The sequence below is a fragment of the Marinobacterium jannaschii DSM 6295 genome (assembly GCF_000620085.1).
GTDB lineage: Bacteria > Pseudomonadota > Gammaproteobacteria > Pseudomonadales > Balneatricaceae > Pontibacterium > Pontibacterium jannaschii.
Map to the genome: position 1 here is coordinate 232,272 of NZ_KK211064.1, position 23,428 is coordinate 255,699.

Consider the following 23,428-nt stretch of genomic DNA (forward strand, 5'->3'; position numbering starts at 1 on the left):
GGTTACGGAGCGTAGCGACAACCCAACATAACCTGGGTTTGCAGAGTGAATCTCGAGACCGATGTGTTGGGATTCGTACCTCATCCCAACCTACGCCGGCGGATACGTGGCAGCAGGTTGTTGGCCAGCAGCGCCAGGATCACCAGGCACATGCCGTAGATCTCGGTCGGGTCGATGCTGCGTCCCTGCAGGAAGGCGATGACAAAGGCCGAGACCGGGATCAGGTTCATAAACAGCAGGGAGTTGATCGCGCCCATCCGGGCTACACCGTTAGACCAGCAGGAGACCGCCAGCACCCCCGCCGCGAGGATCAGGTAGCCCATCTCAAAGGCCACCGGTGCGACCCGTTCGGGTGTTGGCAGGGCGGCGACACCGACCGCTGTAGCGATCAGGTTGGCACCGACAATGGTGATCAGCCCGGCACAGCAGGAGAGCGCGGTATAGCGGCTGGAACTCCAGCCCTGCAGGCTGCCCAGGCCCATCGAGAACACCACCCAGCAGCTGACACCGAGGATGATCATCAGGTCGCCCTTGACGGCATCCAGCTGCAACAGGTTGGCTGGCTCGCCCCGGGAGATCACCAGCACCACCCCGGCAATCGCAATCAGGGTGCAGAGCAGGGTGCTGCCATCGGGGCGCTTGCCGTGCAGCAACCAGCTGATCAGGGCACTGATCAGCGGCATCAGCGAGGCGATTACCGCGCCATGCTCGGCCGGGGCATGCTTCAGGCCATGGAACAGCAGGATGCTGAAGCCGCAGAAGCCGCAGCTGCCATAGAGCCACAGGCGTAGGAACTGGCCCTCGTAGCGAAAGGCCGTGCGGCCCTCTTTCAGCCACAGCAACAGGCAGAACAGCAGGGCACCGGCACCGTAACGCAGGGTAGTCATGGCATAGGGATCGAGGGATTGCAGCGCCACCTGACTGACGCCGTACATGCCACCCCAGGCGATGGCGGCAATCAGCAGGTTAGCGCTGCCGATCAGGCTGGTGTGACTGGAGGACTGGCGGGTGGCCAGGGCGTGGGACATAGCACTGCACCTCTGTAGCGGGTTGGAAGTGATGCCATTCTAGGCAGCACCGCCGGGCCAGATAAGCAGAGGACTTTGTACAACTCTTTCGGATTTTTAACAGATGGCACTGAAAGCGGAATACCTCAACATACTGATCGCCATCGAGCGCTGTGGCAGCCTCTCTGCCGCGGCCGCCGAGCAGGGCATCACCGTCTCCAGCGTCAGCTACGCCGTGCGGCAACTGGAGCAGGAGCTGGGTCAGCCACTGCTCGACCGGCAAAGCTACCGGGTGCGCCTGAGCGAGGCAGGCGCGGCCGCGGTGGAGTATGGCCGTGAGATCCTGCGCCTGCATGAGAGTCTCTACGCCCGGGTACACCGGGTCGCGGAGGGCTGGGAGGCGGAGCTGCGTATCGCCTTCACCAATATGCTGCGCAGCGAAGTGCTGTATCGCTGGATCGGCGACTTCTACGCCCTCAACAGCGGCACCCGCATCCGCATCAGCCGCGAGGTCTATACCGGCACCTGGGATGCACTCTATGACAAGCGCGCCGACCTGGTGCTGGGGGCCAGCGGCCAGCCGCCCCATGAGGTCGACGTCAACCATGTGCCGATCGGCCGCCGCCAACTGATCTTCGTGATGGCGGCCAGCCACCCCCTGGCCAGCCTGCCCGAGCCACTGCGGCCGGAACAGATTCAGGCCTACCGGCTGGTGGACTCGGGTGACAGCAGTCGCCTGCTGCAACCGGAAAGCAGCAGCCTGATGCCTCGCACCGACCAGCTGACGGTACCGGACCTGTTTGCCCAGCGCGAAGCGCTGCTATGTGGCATTGCCGCCGGTTATATGCCGCGTTACTTCGTTGCCGCCCAACTGGCCAGCGGCGAGCTGGTGGAACGTCGGGTGGAACACCGTGACTGTCATATCGACCTTTTTGCCTGCTGGCGTCGTTCCGGCAAGGGCCAGGCGCTGGACTGGTTTACCCAGCGCCTGCAACAACCTGAATGGCGTCAGCAACTGCTCTGAGCCGAGCCTGCTACGCCGCCCCCCGAAAACTGAATACCACTTGAGAGCAGAAATATGACCGCTAATATCAGTTTCTGGCAGCTGGATCAGCTGTCCGGCGAACAACGTGAACAGCTGCTACAGCGTACCGAGTCCGATCTCGCGCCCTACCTGCAGCAGGTTGCCCCGATCATCGATCAGGTACGCCAGCAGGGCGACCGGGCGCTGGTGGAGTTCGCCCAGCGCTTCGATGGTGCGGCTATCAGCACTGAGCAGCTGCGGGTCTCCGAAGCCGAGTTTGAGGCCGCCGCTGCGCTGGTCGACGCCGATACCCTGGAAGCGATCCGCTACGCCGCCGACAATATCCGCCGCTACCATCAGGCGCAGAAACCGGGCGAGATGACCATGCAGGAGATCCGCAGCGGTGCCTTTGTCGGTGAACGCTTCCTGCCGATCCCATCGGTGGCCTGCTATGTGCCCCGGGGTAAGGGTTCCTTCCCCTCTGTGGTGCTGATGAATGCGATTCCGGCGGTGGTGGCCGGGGTTGAGCGGGCGATCATTGTCACCCCGCCGGGAGCGGATGGCAGCGTCGATGCCGCGACCCTGGTGGCGGCGAAAGAGGCGGGTATCACCGAGGTGTACAAATGCGGCGGTGCCCAGGCGGTCGCGGCGGTGGCCTATGGCACTGAAACTCTGCCTCGCTGCAGTAAGATCGTCGGTCCCGGCAGCCCCTGGATGGTGGCCGCCAAACGCCTGCTGGCAGACCGCCTCGATCCGGGTATTCCGGCCGGGCCTTCGGAATCGATCGTCTTTGCCGATGCCAGCGTCGACGGCGCACTGGCGGCGCTGGACCTGTTGATTGAAGCCGAGCACGGCCCGGATTCCTCCGCTTACCTGGTGACTACCAGTCCTGAGGTCGCAGAAGCGGCGATCCGTGCCCTGCCGGAGCACTGGGCTGAGATGAGCGAACAGCGGGTGGCGTTCTCCAGCACCGTATTGTGCGGCCCGATGGGTGGCGTTGTACTGGCGGCCGATAACGATGCCGCCTTCGATTTTATTAACGATTATGGGCCGGAACACCTGCAGATCCTCAGCCAGGATGGCTGGCAGTACCTGGGCCGGGTGAAGAATGCCGGTGAAGTCCTGCTGGGGCCGCACTCGCCCAGCACCCTGGGCAACTTTGTCCTCGGCTGTAATGCGGTGCTGCCAACCTCCGCGGCGGCAAAAACCGTATCGCCGCTGTCGGTACATGATTTTATGAAGTTTATGTCGGTCGCCTACGTTACCGAATCCGGCTATCCGGAGCTGGCGAAGCAGGCCCATCGTCTGGCGACCTATGAGGGATTTGATGCCCATGCCGCCGCTGTATCGGAGAAGCGTAAGCGTTATCTCTGAGTTTTGTCTTAGGTGACGAAGTAGCTGGAAAGCGGCTATAGAAACAGCAATAAAAAACGCCAGCCTGGCAACAGGCTGGCGTTTCTTTTTCCTGAACCGGGTATCGGGCCGAAGGGGAGACCCGATGTCTGGATCGATCAGAAGGTGCGCGAGACGCTGAATATCAGGGTGTTGTCATCCAGGTCGCTGGTGGTGCTGCCTTTCAGGTCATTGAACAGGTAAGCCAGAGACAGGTCCAGGCCCGCAGCGCTGCCGGAGACGCCGACAGAGTAATCGGAGTATTCGTTATCTTCGTAGGCATCGCCGAAGGTGTAACCGGCGTGTAGGTCCAGGTTAACGCCTTCCGTCACAGCGGTGGAGTAATCCAGTGCCACATAGTGGTAGTCATCGTTGCTGTTCACATAGTCCGGTGCATAGGCATACAGCGCGGTGAAGTCGTTGTAGCTGAGGCGCAGATCAACCTCGAAGAAGTCGATATCGGTACCGTCGTTATAACCGTGATACTGGAAGTAGTAGAGCGTAGCGTCATAGCCGATGGATTCGGTCAGATCACCGTATTTGCCGACATAGTAGTCCAGTTCCAGGTTGGCGTTGTCGCTGTCACCGAAGTTGACGTTACTGCCCCAGATACCGGCATAGATACCATGATCGAAACCGGCATCCAGGCTGGCCTGCACCGCCGGATCACCGGAGGTCTGGGAGACACCGCGAAAACGGTAGTCGGTTGTGAAGGTGGCAGTACTGGAGACTTCTACTGCCTGTGCGGCGCCCGCCGCTGTCAGCAATACCAGAGGTGCTAACCAATTCAATTTCATGCTCGGGTCCTTATTATTTTTAGATTCAGCTCCGGAAAATCAACAGTGCCCCTGTATGGACGTTATTTATTGATCTGATTTCCGGCTGTTGGGTTTTAAAAGAACAGATATGAAAGAGGATATTGATCAAGCCGTAAAATATTAAAAAGATATCGCCTGTATCCTAAAAATCTATCCAGAGAATTTTTGATATAAAGGTTTAACTATCTCGTAGCTGTGTTGTGCGGTGCGATTTTTGGGAATATTGGCTGGATATCATTTTGTTTTTAAGTTGTTGTTTTATTTGGAGTGATTATAGGTTTATTCGAATTGTTAACTTAGATCAGGGCTATCAGTAAATCCTATTCATGGCATTAAAAAATTCGCATCCATTAATCTTTTAATGACGTTTTTGATAGCGTATAAATTAGTTAAGTTCTGTTCTGAGGCTGTTGTTGAAATTATCCACATCAGCTTGCACCCGATAATAAAAAGGAAAAGGTGTGCCTGTGAATATATATCCTGAATCCCTCCTGTTTCCTTGTGCGCAGAAGCGCCTGTCAGTCAGATACTGCTGACGGTGTTTGCTTTGATCTCTGCGCCGACCCTGTCCGGTAAAGAGACCCTCTGTCGCTGGCGTTCCAGCGTGTTTTGGCGCCTGTGATCAGGCGCTTTTTTATCGCTGCGAGATAGCCGCACCGGCAGGCGCGTAGCGACAGTTTTGACCACAAAGGCCGTCCCGGAATGAAATCCCGCTCTATCTCTTTGCGCATTGCCCTGATTACCGGCAGCAGCCTGTTGCTGGCTATTGTTGCCGTCGTCAGTGTCAGCCTCTGGTACGCCAGCCAAACCCAGAAACAGCTCGACAGCCAGATGGATCAACAGTTGTCTCCTTTGGTGACTGAACTGCTGCTGGCCAAGGCCCGCAGCCAGGCGGCCGATATCGGCCAGCAGTTGGCCGCTGGGATGGGGCTGGCGCGCTACCTGGCTGATACGCTGGAAGCTGAACTGGAAATACGCGGCCCGGTGCAGATCGAACGACAGCCGCTGAGCCAGCTGATCGGCGCGCTGTTGCAGCGCCACCCTAACCTGAGTGGGGCTTTTATCGTCTGGGAGCCGGATGCGATCGATACTGCCGACCGCCAGTTCCGTAATCAGGGTGCGCACTCGAATGAAAACGGTCAATTTGCCCCCTACTGGTTTCGTGATGGCGAGGCGGTGGCTGTGGAGCCGATCAGCCAGGGAGACATCTATAACCCGACCCGGCTGGATAACGGCAGCCGCCAGACCGAGTGGTATTACTGTCCGCTGGAAAGCGCCGCAAACTGTATCGCCGAACCCTTTAGCTGGGAGGCGAACGGCCAGCAGATGCTGGGGACCTCGTTGACCGCCGCAATCCGTTATCGCGGTAAGGTGGTGGCGGTGGCGGGTGTGGATACCGAGCTGAGCTTCCTGCAGCAACTGGCGCAGGGGCTGGATCAGAGTCTCTATCAGGGCCAAGGCCGGGTCAGGATCTTCAGCCAGCGCCAGGTGCTGGCGGCGGATTCCGATCACCTCGATCCGGTGGCCGCCCTGAGTTCGCTGCGCTTTGCCACCGCTGGTGTCAGCCTGAGCCAGCAGGCGGGCCGTTCGGCGTTCCGGGTGGTGCAGCCGATACAGATTGCGGGCATTAATGCCCAGTGGACGCTGGTGGTGGACCTGCCGGCAGAGGTCGCCCTGGCGGCTTCCGGCCAGATCCGCGACGCCGTTGCACTGCTGTTCAGCGATAGCCTGCAGGGCCAGACCCTGGCCGGATTACTGCTGGCGTTGCTGGGGCTGGCGGTGGTCACCCTCAGTGCCCGCTCTATCGGTCGCAGTGTTTCCGCCGTGGCGGGACAGGTGGTGGCATTGGCCTCGCAGGAGGGGGACCTGACCAAACGGATCGCCTTGCAGCGCAACGATGAGATCGGCAGCCTGGCCCAGGGACTGGATCAGTTTATCCACAAGACCCATGAGATCGTCAGTGACGTCGCCGCTGAGGTTGGCAAGTTGCAACAGGCCTCAGGACAGAGTGCCGAGATATCCACTGCCACCGCGACCGGAATTTTGCAGCAACGCCAGGCGCTGGATCAGGTAGCAGCGGCGGTAACCGAGATGTCGGCCAATGCCCAGGAGGTCGCGGCTAATGCCGAACAGGCGGCGAGCGCCACCGCCAATGCCCGCGCGGCGGTGGATAACAGTGCCGCCCATGTGGATGAGAACCTGGAAGTGGTGCGTTCACTGACGGAAGAGGTCGCGGAAGCGGCACGGGTGATCAATCAGCTGGAACAGCGGAGCCAGGATATCAACCAGATTGTCGAAGTGATCCGCGGTGTCTCCGAGCAGACCAACCTGCTGGCACTAAACGCCGCCATCGAAGCGGCCCGGGCCGGTGATGCCGGCCGTGGTTTTGCCGTGGTCGCCGATGAGGTCAGGACCCTGGCGGGCCAGACCCAGCAATCCACCACCGAGATCCAGCAACTGATTGAAGCCCTGCAACAATACTCCGCCGGGGCGGTGGCGGCGATGCGCCGGGGTGAAAGTACCGCCCGGCAGTGTATCGATCAGGCCGAAAGCACCGCTCAGGGGCTGAACAAAGTGGTCAGCTCGATGGGACTGGTGGACGATATGGCGACCCAGATCGCCGGCGCCGCCGGACAGCAATATGCGGTGTCGGAATCGATCACCGAAAGCCTGACCGCGATTCGCGATGTTGCTGCCGAGCTGGTGCAGGGGGCGGAACAGTCCGATCAGCACAGTGCCGAGTTGTCCCGGCTGGCACAGCAACTGGACAGCCAGATCAGTCGCTTCCGCTACTGAATTAGATATCCACAACCGGTTCGGGAGGCGCTGTCCGGAATCGGGTTGTGGGTAATTGTTAGCGTGTTTTTTATCAACAGGCAGCCGCTGGAGACAATGGCTGTGGAAAGATTTGCCGCTGAGTGTAGGCCGGGTTTCTATCCACAGCGCCTGCAGTCAGCCGGTGTCCGCCCGTGGCTAAATAGGCTAAATTAGAGCCCCTATTGCGCTGGCCCTGGAAGCGATCTTCCCTGTCAGCACCGGCATCAATCCCTTGGAGTCAGGCGATGAGTAGCAGCCAGCAAAGCAAAGATAACCGTCACTACGCAGTCTGTCCCCACGACTGTCCCAGCACCTGTGCGCTGGAGGTCGAGAAGATCGATTCGCAGACCATCGGCCGGGTGCATGGCAGCAAAGACAACAGTTATACCGACGGTGTGATCTGCGCCAAAGTGGCGCGCTATGCCGAGCGGGTACACCACCCCGAGCGCCTGATGACGCCGCTGAAACGGGTCGGTGCCAAGGGCGTGGGTGTCGAAGCCTTTGAACCGATCAGCTGGGATGAGGCGCTGGACTGCATCGCCGAGCGCTTTAAGGCAATTGCAGCCGAGGATGGCAGTGAAGCGATCTGGCCCTACTTCTATGCCGGCACTATGGGCTGGGCCCATCGCGGCGCGGCCCATCGCCTGCGCCATGCCATGGGCTATTCGCGGCAGAAGGAGACTATCTGTGTCTCCATCGCCAACGCTGGCTGGCAGGCCGGGGTCGGCGCTAAGCGCGGCGTCGATGCCCGTGAGATTGTCGACAGCGAACTGATTGTGGTCTGGGGCGGCAACCCGGTGCATACCCAGATCAATGTGATGACCCATATCGCCAAGGCGGCGAAGAAGGGCGCTAAGCTGGTGGTGGTCGATCCCTATGAGACCCCGACCGCCCGTAAGGCGGATATGCACCTGATGCTGCGTCCCGGCACCGACGGTGCCCTGGCCTGTGCGGTGATGCACCAGATCCTGAAGGAGGGTCTGCAGGACCAGGCCTACCTCGAGCGCTACAGCGATTTTGATTCGGCGGTGCTTGAGCATCTGGCCGCTAAAACACCCGAATGGGCCGCCGGAATCACCGGCCTCAGCGTCGAGCAGATCATCGCCTTTGCCCGCCTCTACGCCTCTACCGGCAAGAGCTATATGCGCGTCGGCTACGGTATGAGCCGTTCCCGCAACGGTGCCTCCAACATGCATGCGGTTAGCTGCCTGCCGGTGCTCACCGGTGCCTGGCAGCACCAGGGCGGCGGTGCCCTCTATGGTCATGGCGAGATCTACAAGCCAATGGATGCCGCTTATCTGCACGGGCTGCAGCTCAGTGATCCCAAGGTACGGGAGCTGGATATGTCCCGAATCGGCCCGGTGCTGACCGGCGACCCGCAGGACCTTGGTGATGGCCCCCCGGTGAAGGCTCTGTTTATCCAGAACACCAATCCGGTCATCGTCGCGCCGGAGTCCGCCAAGGTGCGTCAGGGCTTTATGCGTGACGACCTGTTTGTAGTGGTGCATGAGCAGATGATGACCGAAACCGCCGCCATGGCGGATATCGTGTTGCCCGCCACCACCTTCCTGGAACATGACGATATCTATACCGCCAGTGGCCATACCCACCTGCAGGTCAGCAAGCAGGTGATCGAGCCGTTGGGCGAGTGTCGCAGCAACCATCAAGTAGTGTCAGAGCTGGCACGGCGCTTAGGTGTCGAACATGAACTGTTCCAGCGTTCAGCACTGGAACTGGTGGATCAGGCCCTGGCCAATGGCGATCTGCCTTCCAGTGATGAGATCCACACCATGAAAGGCCTCGACCTGGCCCCGGACTTTGAGCAGGCCCACTGCCTCAATGGCTTCGGCCATGCCGACGGCCGTTTCCATTTCTATGCCGACTGGGCCGCCCAGGGCGATCACAGCGGCACGCTACCGACCCTGCCGGACCATGCCGAACTCACCGATGAAACCGACAGCGATCACCCCTTCCGCCTGGTGACAGCCCCGGCCCGAACCTTCCTCAACAGCAGCTTCACCGAAACCCCCGGCTCGCTGAAAAAAGAGAAGCAACCGCAGGCACTGATCAACCCGCAGCGTTGCGAAGCCTTAGGTGTCAGCGAAGGGGAGCTGGTCACCCTTGGCAATCAGCACGGAGAAATCCGCGTCGCAGCCAAGCCGTTTACAGGCGTGCAGCCCGATGTGGTGATTGTCGAAGGGATCTGGCCTAACCACGCCTTTGTCGATGGCCTCGGTATCAACGCCCTGGTCAGCGCCGAAGCCGCATTGCCCAACGGCGGCGCGGTATTCCACGATACTAAGGTGTGGATTGAGAAGAGCGGTTAATTAATTCAGCCAGCCCGGGTATTAGATCAGCTGCCTGGGCTGGAAATCGGTTGGGATAAGGCACGAACCCCAACCGTTCCTCAGTGCGAATAAACCAAAGCCCGCTTCAAGGGAGAAACTCGCCGTAGGTTGGGATGAGGTACGAATCCCAACAGCCCTGCCTTATTCGCCAAAACAGAGGCCCTGATCAAAACTCTCCTCAACTCCCCAATCCTCGGATAAAAATCCGTTGGCGACATAACGATGAAAGCTTGAATAAGGCCAATCAGTACAGCGATTTACCCAGCCATGTTTGACCGGGTTAAAGTGGATGTAATCGAGATGGTTCCTGAAATCCTGTTCGTCACGAATCAGGTGTTCCCAATAGCGCCGCTGCCAGATACCCCGCTCACCTTTATATCGACGGCTGGCTGAGATTTGCTCATCCTGGGGAAGCTCCCGGGAGAACGCGACTTTTATCAATCGCCAGCGTTTGGCAAAATCAGCATCACCCTCGGGCAGGGTCCAGAGAGTGTGAAGGTGATCGGGTAAAACCACTGCTGCATCGATATGGAAGGGATAACGGCGCTTTACCTTGGTGAAGGCGGCCCGTAAAAGATCAATATGACGTACCAGAAGATCCTGGCGGCGATCCGCCAGATTGACGGTAAAGAAGTAACAGGCACCCGCCTGGGTGCTGCGACGATATTGCATTATTCACATCCTTGTGAAGTTTGTCTTATCTTTGATCTGGCCGGAGGTCGTATATTGTTGGGATTCGTTCCTCATCCCAACCTACGGGCTGATATATGTTCCTCATTTGGTAGTTCCCTGGAAAAAGCCGCTTTGATTAGCCGCCAGCGTCTGGCGTAGTCGGCATCTTCTGAGGGCAAGCACCAGATGCTATGTAGGTGATCCGGTAACACTACCATGGCCTCTATCTTAAAAGGGTGGCGTTGTTTCACCTGCCTTAAAGTGGTCCGCAAAAGATCAATATGACGTACCAGCAGATCCTGGCGCCGATCAGCCAGATTGACGGTAAAGAAATAGCAGGCACCCGCCTGTGTGCTGCGGCGATATCGCATAATTCACATCCTTGTGAAGTTTGTCTTATCTTTGATCGGGCCGGAGGTCGTATATTGTTGGGATTCGTTCCTCATCCCAACCTACGGGCTAAAAGTAGCATTTCACTGCATCGTATCTCTATACGAGCTTGAGCCATTCTTTTTTCATGCCATGGAGCCAGTAATGAACCGATACCTTTTTCTATAAGAGTATCCCACATTTTTAGGGCTAGCTTCTCGCCTGGATATTCCATAATTTATGTTAGATGCTATTTTGGTTGTAGTTATGATTTTAGGGGTAGGGCCTGTTTGTTTTCTAGTTCGTTAGTTGATTATCAATAATCATTAAACTAGAAAGTTCTTTGGCAGCTTTTCGAAGTGGTTTTCTTAAGCTCGGTTTCAGATGGCTCTGGGCCTCTGTTAGCGGAATACCCTTAAGCTTTAAAAAGATCGCTAGAGCGAAGATATGTTCTGCTTCTGACAGGTAGCCGCTGCCGCTTACCTGCCAGCCTTGGGAATCTGAGTCGGTGTATTGCCTGAAGTTGAAAGCCGAATTGGCCATAAAGATTCCGAAGCCGAGAAAGGTGGCGGTGATATCGGTCGCAAATTCCCAGTTATCCCAGCCGCCCGGCGGTGCTTCAGCTGCGGTACTGGTCAGATAGTGTGATAGTTCATGGGCAAGGGTGGCCACGAGCTGCATCGGTTGGGCGGTGAGTGATGGGTTATAGCTGATCGTTACGCCGCTTTCTGGCGCGGCCTGAAAGGTACCCAGTGGGCCATTGGGTTTATTTTGGATCGCAACGGTCGGTGCTATGCGTGGTGATACATCTTCTTCCTGGGCAACCAGGGTGCAGGGCCAGTGCTCCATGCCCGCATAACGTTTCACCCTGTTAAAGGTTTCGATAGAGGCTTCGTCGGCGCTGGTTACCTCTGAAGGGAAGAACTCGCGGGTTGGCAGTATCAAGCTGGCGTTGTTATGGAAATGCTGCTGGCCAAAGTTCCTCAGTAACCAGCCGTAGGTGGCGATCTGAAACTCCAGATCCTCTTCAGATAGCAGGGGCTTTGTCCTGAAAATACTAAACATACTCTTTCCTTGTGTATGTAATCCGTTGCTTCCAATCACTGTCACTCTAGCGCGAATCTAGCAGCAATAGATGGCTGAAACCAGCGTTGGCCGTTGGATCATTTGGTACGAGAGGAGTGGTAGCCGTAGGTTGGGATGAGGTACGAATCCCAACAGAGGTATCCCGCCAGCATGATGTAAGTGTGAACAACGTCAGCTTATGCGTTGGCGCGGGGAAAAAGCGAAAATAGTAAAAAAGAGGGGCATAGGACCCCTCGAAGAAAGCACAGCAAGAAGGCGCATTAACCACAACGGGGCCTGCAAAGCCCGTTGCGCAACCGGTTAATGGTGCTGCTGCCCGGGACGGTATGCGGAGTGCCATCTGGGCTGGAGTCAGTCAGCGCTGCGGGTCTGGCCAGTTGCCGCGGCGATAACTGTAGGGGGAGTATCATCCCGGTATCTGCGCACACCGGGATGAAGACCTGTGAGCAGTGGCCCGGAAGCCGTTAGATAAAGCCTTCGGCTTTAAGGTCGTCCATGGTGGCTTCGATACTTTCACGCAGGGTGGCCACGAGGAAGTCGATGTGTTCCTTGGTCAGGGTCAGCGGTGGTGACAGTACATTCATATGCGCCAGCGGACGTACGATCAGGCCACGGGCCTGGCAGTGGTCGGCGATACGGTTACCGACCTTGGCATCCGGGTTGATCAGTTCCTTGGTTTCCTTGTTGGCGACGTTTTCGATGCACATCATGAACTTACGGCCGCGCACATCACCGACGATCTGCAGGTCGATCAGGCCTTTGACCTGCTCTTCGAAGTAAGCACCCATATCCTTCACATGGCCGCAGATATTTTCGCGTTCCATGATTTCGATATTCTTCACCCCGGCGGCACAGCTGACCGGGTGACCGGAGTAAGTGTAGCCGTGGGTAAACAGGGCGCCGTCTGCCTGTGGCTTGCTGATCACCTCGTAGATATCGTCAGACATGATGGTGGCGCCCAGCGGCAGGTAACCGGAGGTCAGGCCCTTGGCGCAGGTGATCATGTCCGGCACGATGCCGAACTCGTCTTCGGAGGCGAACATATGGCCCAGGCGACCGAAGGCGGTTACCACCTCATCGGAGATGTAGAGCACGCCGTACTTGCGGCAGACGTCCAGGGTACGCTTGTGGTAACCCTCTGGCGGTACGATAACGCCACCGGCACCCATGATCGGCTCGGCGAAGAAGGCGGCAACATTGTCCGGCCCCAGTTCGAGGATCTTGTCTTCCAGCTCCTGTACCTTCTCGTCACAGAAGTCTTCCAGGCTCTGGCTGCTTGGACGACGGTATGGGTTCGGGCAGGAGATATGGTGTACCAGCTCCTCTTCGATATCGAAGCCGATATGGTCGAATTTCACCCCGGTGATCGACATCGCCATATAGGTGCTGCCGTGGTAGCCGTCGATGCGGGAGATGATCTTCTTCTTGCTCTTCTTACCCAGCTGGTTGAAGTAGAAGTGGATGATACGGACAGCGGTGTCGTTCGCCACTGAGCCGCCGCAACCGTAGAACACGTGGTTCAGGTTGCCCGGTGCCAGCTCCGCCAGTTTGGCTGCCAGCTGGGCTGCCGGTACGGTGGTGTGGTGACCGAAGCTGGAGTAGTACGGGATCTGCATGATCTGATCGGCAATGGCGTCGGCCATCTCTTTGCGGGCATAACCGATGTTGACGCACCAAAGACCGCCGATGCCGTCCAGGTACTCGCGGCCTTCACCATCTTTGACATGGACGTTGTCGCTGTCGGCCAGCACCATAGAGCCGGTTTCTTTGAAGGTTGAAAAGTCAGTCCAGGGATGAACGTAGTGGTCTTTGTCCTGCTGCCACACTTCCTGCATATTGATCTGTTTGTTATCTGACATTTTCGGGAATGCTCCTCAGTTTTTGTTTTCATGCCGTTTCACAATATCCACACTAATCAGTCGCCAGTTATCAGTAAAATATAATTTTTAGCTCGATTGCATTACTAATTTCTATGCAGGCTGTAGGTGCCGCCGTTGGGGGCTTTGCGCTGCATCGGCCAGCAAGCAGCGGGCTTGTCCGGGATGAAAACGTCTATAAGGGGCCGTCAGTTGTGTGCGCTACCCCTGATAAGTTTAGTGGCTGGGGGCTGCTTCGGCGGGCTGCTGCGGCCTGGCGGACGATAGTGGTGGCGGTCATGGCGGTGTTGTGGAAAGCGCAGCCGGGCACTCCCAGGCGTTTGCAGGGTATTTACAGAGAGCGGTGGCGCGCCTGGCGGCTTTTACCCGCAGTTACATAGGACTTTGATAGAAAGCACGGGCATAAAAAACGGCGCCCTGGGGCGCCGTTTTGGGGAGTTCTGACCGCAGTGGTTTTTCAGGCCACGGTCGCTGGACGATCAGTCTGCATTCAGTACTTTTTCGATCGGTTCCGGCGTGAACAGCTTCTTCTTCATCACCACTTTGACCCAGAACACGCCGATCACCGAAACAACACCCAGCACCACACCGGTGGCGGTAAAGATCTGCTCGCTCAGCTCAGGCGCTGGGGAAGCGTAGATCACGGCGTAGATCATACCGGCGATACCGATGATCTGTGGCAGCGGGTAGAACGGTGTCTTGTAAGGACGCTTCAGGTCCGGATAACGCTTACGCAGTACCACCACGTTGATATGGGTGATGATGTACGCCAGCAGCCAGGCGATGGCGGCGGAGATCAGCAGCAGGCCGATCGCATCCGGGTTATCACGCATGATCAGCATCGGCAGGCCGGTAACCGCAGCGGTAAAGAGTACCGCGACCCAAGGCGTTTTGTTACCCGAGCTCAGTTTCGCCAGCTGCGGGAAGGCCTGGCCGTTTTTCGCCATGCCGTACAGCATCCGGGGAATGGCTGCCAGCGAGGTGTTTACGGTACTGCAGGTAGCCGTGACTGCAGCCACCGCCAGGAAGGTCAGGCCGGCATCGCCGAACACGGCTTTGGCAAAGTCGTAGTGGGGCAGGGTAGAGCCCGCCAGGTCATCAGCCGGGATATAGAACAGCGCGCCCAGGCAGTAGATGGCGATAGTGACGAAGATCACGGTCACGCCGATGGTCATAGCGCGGGGAATATTGCGCTCCGGATTTTTAGACTCCTCAACCAGTGGGCAGACAAACTCGGCGCCCACGTAACCCCAGATTGCCAGCGCCACCAGGGTGATCACTTCGCCTCCCAGCGGGTTCCAGTTGGCGGTCAGGTCGATACCTTCAGGGTGCGGGTTGGCCACGCCGGTGACGGCACTCAGGCCCAGGATCAGCAGCACAACGACCATGATAAACGCCAGCGCGGACTGCAGCTTGGCGAAGACGTCGATGCCCATCAGGTTAAGCGCGGTAAAGATGGCCAGCAGGCCAAAACCGACGCTGTATTGCGGGAACATGCCCGGATAGATCTTCTCGATAATAAAATCGACCAGTAACAGCTCGGCGGAAAGGGCGAACATCGCCACCACCACATAGCCGGAGAATACCGCCAGGATGGCGGGGAAGTGGCCGATCGCCACCTCGGTATAGCTACTCAGACTGCCCGCGCGGGGAATCATCAGGGACAGTTCAGAGAAGGAGAAGACATAGGTCAACGCCAGGATAAAACCGATTGCCAATGGGATAATGAATCCCAGCCCGGCGATACCTGCACCCTGCAGCATCAGAACCATGACGCCCTGGGAGACCACCAGACCCACAGCAACGGCGAGCAGGGAACCCAGTCCCAAGACGCGATTGAAGCCGCTTTTCTGTTCTTGTTTCATCTGGTCGGCGCCCGAAACGTAGGTAGCATTGTCAGACATTTTTCGCTCCTGATTGGGTTTTTATATTTTTTGCCTCAGGTGAGCTTGTATTCAGTATCCGCTAAAAACGGATACCTGACCTGCTCTGTTAGTGTTTTGCTCTGTATATCCTCAGTTCCTCCTGCCGGGGGCGTGTTAAGCACTAAGTTGTTTAATCAGGCGCTGCACAAAGGCCTCGCACTGCTGAATCTGGCTGTCCTCGATAAACTCGTCGGGCTTATGGCCCTGGTCCATGCTGCCGGGACCGCAGACGACCGTGGGGATACCCAGCACCTGGCTGAACAGGCCCCCCTCGGTGCCAAAGTTGATGTTGCCCTTCGCCGGGTTGTCGGTGAGGTTGCGCACGAAAGCCACCACCTCGGCATCGTCGGCGGTGCTCAGGCCCGGATATTCGGTGGTGATATCGATCTCGATGGCGCATTCCGCCGCCACCGCTTGCATCTCGCTTTCCAGGCGGTCGGCGAAGCTACGGAACTGCTGCAATAGCTGGTGCGGGTCTTCCGCCGCAATGTTGCGGATCTCAAACAGGAAGCTGCAGTGGTTCGGCACTATATTCAGCGCGGTGCCACCCTGCACGGTGCCGGTGTGTACGGTGCTGTAGGGGATGTCGTAGCCCTGCTCGAACGGGCCTTCGGTCTTCTTCGCCAGTGCCAGGCGTTCCAGCCAGCCGATCAGGCGGGCGGCATAGTTGATGGCATTGACGCCCAGCGGCGCCATGCCGGAGTGACACTCCTTACCTTTCACCGTCACCCGGGCGGCCAGCTTGCCCTTATGGGCGGTGACCACCTGCATGTTGGTCGGCTCGCCGATGATGCAGACCGCCGGCTTCAGCGGATGACCCTGCAGGGTATCGATCAGGCGGCGCACGCCGACGCAACCGATCTCTTCGTCATAGGAGAAGGCCAGGTGGATCGGCGTATGCAGGGGCTGCTGTACCATCTGCGGCACGGCGGCCAGTACCACGGCGATAAAGCCCTTCATATCGGTGCTGCCGCGACCGTAGTAGCGGCCATCTGCTGCGGTCAGCTCATAGGCCGGACGGGTCCAGTGCTGGCCGGTGACCGGTACGGTATCGGTATGGCCGGAGAGCATTACACCTGCGCGATCGGCCGGGCCGATGGTGGCGTAGAGGTTGGCTTTACTGTCTTCCTCGTTATACACCCGCTGGCTTTCGACGCCATGACTGCTGAGGTACTGCTGCACATAGGCCATCAGCTCCAGGTTGGAGTGGGCGCTGGTGGTATCGAAACCGATCAGCTGGCGCAGAATATCGAGGGTCAGGGGGTTAGCCATGGTATCTCCGGTCTGTTCTTTCTGGGGTGCTTGCGGCGCCATCGGCGCGGCACTAGCAACGAAATCCAGAATAGGCAGATGCCCTGCATTCTTAAAATATTATTAATTTTTCAAATGGATTATAAAAATCTATTCAGGGTTTCCAGAATCGTCTTGGAATCTCGGTTTTAATTTAAAAAATATATATAAAACAAAATATTAAGAATGGTTCGGCCAGCATGGCTTTTATTTTTTATAAAACCGATCCTCAGGCGAGGAGGGTTGAATCGGGGCTTTAAAGCGGTTTTTTGTGCGCCTTTTGATGCCAGCGGCAACCCTTTGCCTGCCAGCCGAACGGCGCTTTATATACTTAAGCTGATGCCATTGGGGGCTGAGCAATGAAAACAGAGAATTCTGCAGCGGTGATTGAATCCCTGGGCTTTGACTACCTGCGTGAGCTGGCGACCTTCGGTGCCCTGTCGGATACCGCGATCCGCGCCCTGATCGAGCAGGGTGAAGTGACGTCGCGGCGCAAGGGGGAAAACCAGGATGTCTCGACGGCGATGGCCGGGGGCTTCTATGTGGTGTTGCAGGGGGATGTGGGTTACTACCGCCACTGCGATAACCATGATGTGCTGACGCGCCACTTTCGCAGCGGCGACCAGATGGGCTTCGATGTGATGATCGGGCTGTTTCCCAGTAATGGCGTGGAAGTGGCGTTTGAGGACAGCCTGGTGCTGCAGATCAGTAGTGATCAGTTCTTCCAGTTCCACCTCGACTTTCCCGCCGAGTTTGGCTTGCTGATGATCAACCTGTCGCGGGAGCTGTCGCGCGAGATCAATATGCTGGAAGCGGTGATCGGCGACAGTACCGGCTGGCTTGGTGTTGGTCAGAAAAAAGAAGCCCCCTAGCGCGGGACGCTAAGGGGCTGATGGGACTGATGAGGCGATTACTCGTCGCCCGGTACGCCATAGGACTCGGCGTTGGCCGGGTCCAGGGCGCGGGTGATATAGGCCTGCATCTGCGGCTGGTAGTTCTGCCATACCATCCGTAACTCGGTGATCGGCTCGATATGCCAGTCGACCCGCAGGTCGACCACCGGCCACTTTGGTTCTGCCGCCATCAGCAGGCCAGCGGAGTGAATCGGGCCCAGTTCGCCGCCCGCGGTAAGGCCCGCTTCCAGGGCGCTGAGCAGGCGTTCGGCCAGGTGGCCGCTGCTGGCTTCAAAGGCCTCGACCATCGCCTGGGGCACGGCGGTGTTAGCCAGCAGGTTGCCCATGGCAATGCAGTTATTGCCTTCGGCGGTGGCGTAGATCCCCAGCGCCTGTTCGCCACTGAAAGTCGTGCCTTCACCTCGGGTGTTAAGGACGCCCAGCTGACGCCACTGCACATCGCTGTCGGCCTCAGCCAGGGCTTTCATCACCTGAGCCGGTGACTGGCCTTCTGCCAGCAGGTCCAGCGCCAGCGGACCCAGGTCCGGGTTGGTAATATTCTGGGTCAGGGCCACACCGGTACCGCTGCGGACAAAGGCGCAGCGGCTGGCGACACTGATGCTGGAGGAGGTGATAGCGCAACCGACCATGCCGGTATCCGGGCAGATGCCCGCAATGGAAAATGTCATGGTTGGCTCCTTACAGCTGATCGTCAGGGATCACGGCGATCACATCGATCTCCATCAACCACTCTGGCTGAGCCAGTGCCTGGACGACCAGGCCGGTGGAGATCGGAAAGACCCCTTTCATCCACTTGCCGGTCTCGCGGTAGACCGCTTCGCGGAAGCGCGGATCGGTGATGTAGGTGGTGGTTTTGACGATATGGCTCATATCGGAGCCGGCCTCTTCCAACAGCTGCTTGACGTTCTTCATCGCCTGGTCGGCCTGGGCTGCCGGGTCTCCCAGACCGACCAGCTTGCCCTCGAAGTCGGTACCGACCTGGCCGCGCACATAGACGGTGTTTCCAGCGCGTACGGCCTGGCAGAGATCGTTATCCAGGGTCTGGTTCGGATAGGTCTCTTTAGTGTTGAACATGCGGATTCGGGTATGTGTGGGCATTAACGGGCTCCCATTGTGCGGTTTTATATGACTGGCAAATAAATGGACAGGCCCGTGGGCCTGTCCTTGAGGGCTTAGCGCTGTGACGAGTCGCGGTATGCCAGGTACTTGCGCTGGGTCGCGATGTGATCGGCAATATGTTTGGCGTCGTGCCATACGCCCCAGATAAAGGTGGAGCCACGACGGGACAGCCACGGCAGGCCGACAAAGTAGACGCCTGGCTCGGTGGAGACGCCGCGCTGGTGGGCCGGTTTGCCGTTTTCGTCGAAGGCGTTCACCTTCAGCCAGCTGTAGTCCACCTTGAAGCCGGTAGCCCAGATAATCGAGGTGATGCCTGCTGCCGCCAGGTCCAGCTGCTGGATTGGGTTGCTCATGCACTCAGGGTCTGCCAGCATCTTGCGGGCTTCCGGTTCTTCCGGCAGGTCGAGACCGTTACGCTCGATGTAGGCATCGGCGGCATCCAGCAGGTCGAGGTAGTTCTTATCGCCACGGGCAACGTTTTCAACCAGGTCAGAGCGGAAGCTTACGCTGCCGTTGTTAAAGGCCTCAGTCAGGCCAACCAGGGTGATGCCCTGATGCGCCAGGGCGCGGAAATCGACAGTCCCCTTGCCTCCGTGGGCACCGGTCACGGCGATGGTAACGTGCTCTGAACCCGGCTTCATTGCCGCTGCATCCCACTCGCCGAGCACGCCCAGCCACCAGCAGAAGTCGCGGTTACGGTAGGAGCGTGGCGGACGGTCATGGGCACCGACTGAGAGGTGAACCTGCTTGCCGGCCCGGTTAAGCTCATCGGCAATCTGTACGCCGGAAGAGCCTGCGCCAACCACCAGTACGCCACCCTCCGGCAGCTGTTCCGGGTTGCGGTAATCGGCGGAATGGATCTGCAGGATGTTGTCATCCTTAGGTGCAATCGGCGGGATAACCGGGGTCTGGAACGGTCCGGTTGCGGCCACGACACGGTTGGCTTCGATCAGGCCCTCAGAGGTTTCGATGGTGAAACCCGGACGTTCGCTGTTGCGCTCGACCTTTTTCACTTCGACGCCGGTACGGATAGGGGCGTTGAATTTCTCGGCGTAGGCAACGAAGTAATCGGCGACATCCTCTTTAGGGACAAAGTCGTCATCAGCAAAGCCTTCGAACTGCAGACCTGGGAAGCGGTCGTGCCATGCCGGGCCGTTAGCGACCAGCGAGTCCCAGCGTCCGGTGCGCCATTTTTCCGCGATACGGTTGCGTTCCAGTACCAGGTGAGGCACTTCCAGTTTAGTCAGGTGTTCGCTCATGGCCACGCCGGCCTGACCTGCACCAATAACAAGCGTATCAATTTCGATCTTTTCAACTGTCATGTCTGGGACCCTTTGTTGTTATTCAGTCGTTCAAGGGAGTGGTTACGAGAAGCTGGCTACGACCTGGGCTGGTCAGTGCTTGCTCCTGAAGTTGAGTTCAGCGTATGACAGGGTCTTGTATTGATAAAATATTATTAAGCTTACAAATGGATCAGAAATTTTTATGCTACGTCTTTGTAGCAGCTTGTGCCTGCTCGCTGCCCTCCACCTCTCCGGGGCTGTCGCGTGGCGGCAATGTCTTATCAGTGCTGTCAGATTGTCCGGACGCTTTCTCGTCCCATTGCAGAAAATTGTTTATATACTGGTACTTAGCCGGAACGAATTGAGGTCGAGGGTAAGAGGGGCGGATTGCCCCTGTTTCACCGGACAAGCGGTCTGCCAAGCGACCTGTCCGTTCCTAAAGAAGTCTGAGTTTTAAGGAGTGAAACCATGAAGATCCTGTTTTTCGCCAAGGGCGAAGATAACCCGCACTGGCTCCGTGCCTTGCAGCACCAGTTGCCCGATGCCGATATTCGCCTCTGGGACGAGAAGGAAACCGATGCGGCCTGGCAGGCCGATTACGCCCTGGTGTGGAAACCGCCCGTCGAGTTTTTCCACGGCCAGCATGGGCTTAAGGCGATCATTAACCTGGGGGCCGGAGTGGACAGCATCCTGGCGCTGCAGAGCCGTCCGGCGGATGTGCCGCTGCTGAAACTGCGTGATGCCGGCATGGCGCAGTGGATTCTGGATTATGTGCGTTACGGCCTGCTGCATTTTGGCCGCGACTTCGACCATTACCGCCAGGATCAGGTCGCCAAGCACTGGCACCCCCGGGAGATCGGATCACGTCGTGACTGGCCGCTGGGTATTCTGGGGGCCGGGGCGATCGGTGCCGTGGTGGCTGAAACACTGGCCTCGGAGGGCTACCCGGTACGTTGCTGGAGCCGAACGCCGAAACAGCTCGACGGCGTTGAGTCCTTTGCCGGCCCCGGCCAGCTGGCTGACTTTCTGGATGGTTGCCGGGGACTGATCAGTATCCTGCCTGCCACCCGGGAAACGCGCTACCTGATCGGCGACGACCAGTTGAGCCGGATGCAGGCGGATGGCGTGGTGATCAGCTGCGGCCGCGGTGAGGTGTTCGATGAGCAGGCGCTGGCCGACCGGCTCCGATACGGTCGCCTGCGCGGTGCTCTGCTGGATGTGTTTCATCAGGAACCGCTGCCTGCAACGTCAGAGCTGTGGGGCCTGAAAAACCTGATTATCACGCCCCATATTGCCGCACCGACACCGATTGTCACGGCCGTGGAGCAGATCGCCGGCTATATCGCACAGATCGAAAACGGTGAGCCGGTGAGCCTGGTCGACCCGGCGCTGGGCTACTGAAACCGCGCTTTCAGGCCCATAGGGTATTCAGGTCTGGCTGAAAAAGAATGAACTAATCTGATGGTGGCAGTCCCAGTCACTAACTGTCATGACCAGGAGACCCTATGAGATTTGTTGCCGGTGACCACTCCGTTTATTGCATGCGTGAAACCCAGAACCCGCACACCGGGCAGTTGGAAGAGGAGGAAGTGGCCCGATTTAATGCTGACCTTGAGGTGATCGCCCCCCATGTAGCGGCAGCGCTGTACGCCGATGAGCGTCGCCAGCTGGACCGCTGGCTTGAAGAGCGTCGCGCTATCCGCCAGGAACCGAAAGAGCTGCAGGTGCTGAAAGCCCTGCCACAGTTGCTGGATGAAGCGACGACCTCAATCGATGCGGTTGATCAGCTGGATGAGCCGGTGTTCGCCGATATAGCGCGGGCATTGTCAGCCTTTCAGCTGGCATTGAAGAAATTTGACGATATCGAGCCCGATAGCGATGTCTGTCCCCGGGTGATGGATGAAGATGAGGCGCTCAAAGAGCGCCTCAGAGAGTTACGTCGCGAGATCGACCGCGACTGACTGTTATCGCTTGCTGCTTCAGGCCGCGGCGGTTTCCGCGCCCGGCTGCAGCAGCGGGAAGATCTTGTCGTAGGCCAGGGTGTAGCAGAAGGTAAACACCAGCACGAACAGCACCATGCTGATATCCATCATCAGCGCCGGCCAGAAACTGATACCCAGCCACCACATAAACAGTGGCAGTGAGGTGCAGGTGAGGATCAGCTCAAAACCGGTGGCATGGATAACGCGCCACTTGGTGCTGCGCTCGGTTGGAATGCGGCCATTTTTCACATCAAAGCGGTCAAAGAAATAGTTGTAGATGTAGTTCACCAGCATCGCCTTAACGCTGAGGACGATCGCCAGCGAGCCGGTCTCCAGCGGGCTCTTCTCAAAAACATAGGACAGCACCGGTGTGAACAGGGCCAGCAACAGGGCCTCAAACACCAGCGTATAGCGCAGCCGGTCCCACTTGCTGCGAACGACGATATCTTTCTGACTCATGGGCTTCTCTCCACTTAATCAATGTCACTTTGAATCAATGGCGCTATCCTAACAGTCATCCTGATATTAAAAAGTTAGTTACTATCTATTTTGGAGATAGGTCATGCCCAGCCCCGATCAACTCGAAGCCTTTGTTGCCGCCGCCGAACAGGGCTCGTTTTCCGCCGCTGCCCGCCGGCTCGGCAAGGTGCAGTCGGCGGTCAGCAACGCCATCAGCAACCTGGAGATCGAGACCAACCTGGAGCTGTTTGATCGCAGCAGCCGCAATCCGGTCCTGACCGAAGCGGGCGAGGCGATGCTGCGGCTGGCGCGCAACGCCCTGCAGAGCCAGCAGGATTTCCTCGATCGGGCCACCGCCCTGAGCAACGAAGTCGAGACCAAGCTCTGCCTGGCGCTGGAGCAGAGTGTCGCCTGCCAGCCGCTGCTGCCGTTGCTGCGTGAATTCGAGCAGCGCTTTCCCCATATCGAGCTGGAGCTGCTCGACCCCGGTTCCAGCGACGTCGCCGCCCTGATCAGCAGTAACCGTGCCGATATCGGCCTGATGATGGCCGAAGAGCAGTACCCGCTGGACTTCAACTTCCACGGCATGGGGCACTCGCGACTGCTGCCGGTATGCCACAAGGCGCATCCGCTGGTGACGCGACAGCCGGTCAGCCATGCCGAACTGCGCAGCCACCGCCAGCTGCTCTGTCGCAGCCTGAACCGGGACTTCACCAGCCATGAACGCTTCTGCATCAGCGCCGATATCTGGTTGTCGGAGAGTCCCTATATCGCCATGGAGCTGCTCTGCGCCGGTATCGGCTGGGCCTTCCTGCACCAGACCGTGGTGCAGGAGAAGATCGACAGCGGTGAGCTGGTGGCACTGCAGCTGGATAGCCAGAAACCGGTGATCCTCAACCCGGTCGACCTGGTCTGGGCCAAGGACCGTAACCTGGGCACCGCCGGACAGTGGCTGCTGCAACAGATGCTGAAGCTGGATCTCTATCAACCGCACTGACGCTGGGCGTTGCTGAGGCTGCACCGTCCTCAGCGCCGCTGATAACCCC

At 58.2% G+C, this 23,428-nt stretch carries 20 protein-coding genes; 8 read left to right on the plus strand and 12 right to left on the minus strand.

Annotation, left to right across the window (positions count from 1 at the left end):
- Positions 1-80: 80 nt before the first annotated feature.
- On the minus strand, positions 81-1,028 hold the full coding sequence (locus Q354_RS0116950; RefSeq protein WP_051560227.1) for a DMT family transporter: 948 nt from the start codon (positions 1,026-1,028) through the stop codon (positions 81-83).
- Between the two features lie 103 nt (positions 1,029-1,131).
- Here Q354_RS0116950 and Q354_RS0116955 point away from each other — a divergent pair, with 103 nt between their 5' ends.
- Both Q354_RS0116955 and hisD read left to right on the plus strand, forming a co-directional pair.
- Positions 1,132-2,031: a LysR family transcriptional regulator gene (locus Q354_RS0116955; RefSeq protein WP_027858634.1), complete on the plus strand. Its 900-nt coding sequence runs from the start codon at positions 1,132-1,134 to the stop codon at positions 2,029-2,031.
- A 54-nt stretch (positions 2,032-2,085) separates the two neighbouring features.
- Positions 2,086-3,405, plus strand: coding sequence for a histidinol dehydrogenase (gene hisD, locus Q354_RS0116960; protein WP_027858635.1), 1,320 nt, complete (start codon positions 2,086-2,088; stop codon positions 3,403-3,405).
- 137 nt (positions 3,406-3,542) lie between these two features.
- Here the strand turns inward: hisD and Q354_RS0116965 are convergent, their stop codons facing one another.
- On the minus strand, positions 3,543-4,220 hold the full coding sequence (locus Q354_RS0116965) for a TorF family putative porin (protein ID WP_027858636.1): 678 nt from the start codon (positions 4,218-4,220) through the stop codon (positions 3,543-3,545).
- Positions 4,221-4,943: 723 nt separating this feature from the next.
- On the opposite strand from Q354_RS0116965, the gene Q354_RS0116970 reads away from it, so the two are divergent.
- A complete protein-coding gene (locus Q354_RS0116970) occupies positions 4,944-7,037 on the plus strand; it encodes a methyl-accepting chemotaxis protein (RefSeq protein ID WP_027858637.1) in 2,094 nt (697 codons plus the stop codon).
- 266 nt (positions 7,038-7,303) lie between these two features.
- Positions 7,304-9,385, plus strand: coding sequence for a molybdopterin oxidoreductase family protein (locus Q354_RS0116975; protein WP_027858638.1), 2,082 nt, complete (start codon positions 7,304-7,306; stop codon positions 9,383-9,385).
- 162 nt (positions 9,386-9,547) lie between these two features.
- Here the strand turns inward: Q354_RS0116975 and Q354_RS0116980 are convergent, their stop codons facing one another.
- From Q354_RS0116980 to argE, 6 genes are all read right to left on the minus strand, one after another.
- Entirely contained in the window at positions 9,548-10,078 is a 531-nt protein-coding gene (locus Q354_RS0116980) for an REP-associated tyrosine transposase (protein WP_027858639.1), read from the minus strand.
- 71 nt (positions 10,079-10,149) lie between these two features.
- On the minus strand, positions 10,150-10,449 hold the full coding sequence (locus Q354_RS29035; protein ID WP_211252276.1) for an REP-associated tyrosine transposase: 300 nt from the start codon (positions 10,447-10,449) through the stop codon (positions 10,150-10,152).
- 295 nt (positions 10,450-10,744) lie between these two features.
- Positions 10,745-11,551 carry a hypothetical protein gene (locus Q354_RS26265; protein WP_156948404.1) on the minus strand — a complete coding sequence of 269 codons (807 nt, stop codon included), beginning with the start codon at positions 11,549-11,551 and terminating at the stop codon, positions 10,745-10,747.
- Positions 11,552-11,997: 446 nt separating this feature from the next.
- Positions 11,998-13,392: an aminotransferase gene (locus Q354_RS0116990; RefSeq protein ID WP_027858640.1), complete on the minus strand. Its 1,395-nt coding sequence runs from the start codon at positions 13,390-13,392 to the stop codon at positions 11,998-12,000.
- Between the two features lie 497 nt (positions 13,393-13,889).
- On the minus strand, positions 13,890-15,314 hold the full coding sequence (locus tag Q354_RS0116995; RefSeq protein WP_036230331.1) for an APC family permease: 1,425 nt from the start codon (positions 15,312-15,314) through the stop codon (positions 13,890-13,892).
- 135 nt (positions 15,315-15,449) lie between these two features.
- Positions 15,450-16,607 carry an acetylornithine deacetylase gene (argE, locus tag Q354_RS0117000; RefSeq protein WP_027858642.1) on the minus strand — a complete coding sequence of 386 codons (1,158 nt, stop codon included), beginning with the start codon at positions 16,605-16,607 and terminating at the stop codon, positions 15,450-15,452.
- Between the two features lie 377 nt (positions 16,608-16,984).
- Here argE and Q354_RS0117005 point away from each other — a divergent pair, with 377 nt between their 5' ends.
- The gene (locus tag Q354_RS0117005; RefSeq protein WP_027858643.1) at positions 16,985-17,497 is read left to right on the plus strand and encodes a cyclic nucleotide-binding domain-containing protein; all 513 of its coding nucleotides are present in this window, start codon (positions 16,985-16,987) and stop codon (positions 17,495-17,497) included.
- Positions 17,498-17,535: 38 nt separating this feature from the next.
- Here the strand turns inward: Q354_RS0117005 and Q354_RS0117010 are convergent, their stop codons facing one another.
- From Q354_RS0117010 to Q354_RS0117020, 3 genes are all read right to left on the minus strand, one after another.
- Entirely contained in the window at positions 17,536-18,207 is a 672-nt protein-coding gene (locus tag Q354_RS0117010) for a DUF1028 domain-containing protein (RefSeq protein ID WP_027858644.1), read from the minus strand.
- A gap of 10 nt (positions 18,208-18,217) precedes the next feature.
- Positions 18,218-18,637 (minus strand): RidA family protein, encoded by a 420-nt coding sequence (locus tag Q354_RS0117015; protein WP_027858645.1) that lies wholly within the window; start codon positions 18,635-18,637, stop codon positions 18,218-18,220.
- Between the two features lie 74 nt (positions 18,638-18,711).
- On the minus strand, positions 18,712-19,980 hold the full coding sequence (locus tag Q354_RS0117020; protein WP_027858646.1) for a flavin-containing monooxygenase: 1,269 nt from the start codon (positions 19,978-19,980) through the stop codon (positions 18,712-18,714).
- Positions 19,981-20,409: 429 nt separating this feature from the next.
- Here Q354_RS0117020 and Q354_RS0117025 point away from each other — a divergent pair, with 429 nt between their 5' ends.
- Together Q354_RS0117025 and Q354_RS0117030 are read left to right on the plus strand one after the other, a co-directional pair.
- Positions 20,410-21,342: a 2-hydroxyacid dehydrogenase gene (locus tag Q354_RS0117025; RefSeq protein ID WP_027858647.1), complete on the plus strand. Its 933-nt coding sequence runs from the start codon at positions 20,410-20,412 to the stop codon at positions 21,340-21,342.
- Positions 21,343-21,446: 104 nt separating this feature from the next.
- On the plus strand, positions 21,447-21,902 hold the full coding sequence (locus Q354_RS0117030) for a hypothetical protein (RefSeq protein ID WP_036230338.1): 456 nt from the start codon (positions 21,447-21,449) through the stop codon (positions 21,900-21,902).
- A gap of 18 nt (positions 21,903-21,920) precedes the next feature.
- Here the strand turns inward: Q354_RS0117030 and Q354_RS0117035 are convergent, their stop codons facing one another.
- Positions 21,921-22,382 (minus strand): PACE efflux transporter, encoded by a 462-nt coding sequence (locus Q354_RS0117035; RefSeq protein ID WP_027858649.1) that lies wholly within the window; start codon positions 22,380-22,382, stop codon positions 21,921-21,923.
- 103 nt (positions 22,383-22,485) lie between these two features.
- Here Q354_RS0117035 and Q354_RS0117040 point away from each other — a divergent pair, with 103 nt between their 5' ends.
- A complete protein-coding gene (locus Q354_RS0117040; protein ID WP_027858650.1) occupies positions 22,486-23,379 on the plus strand; it encodes a LysR family transcriptional regulator in 894 nt (297 codons plus the stop codon).
- Positions 23,380-23,428: the final 49 nt, after the last annotated feature.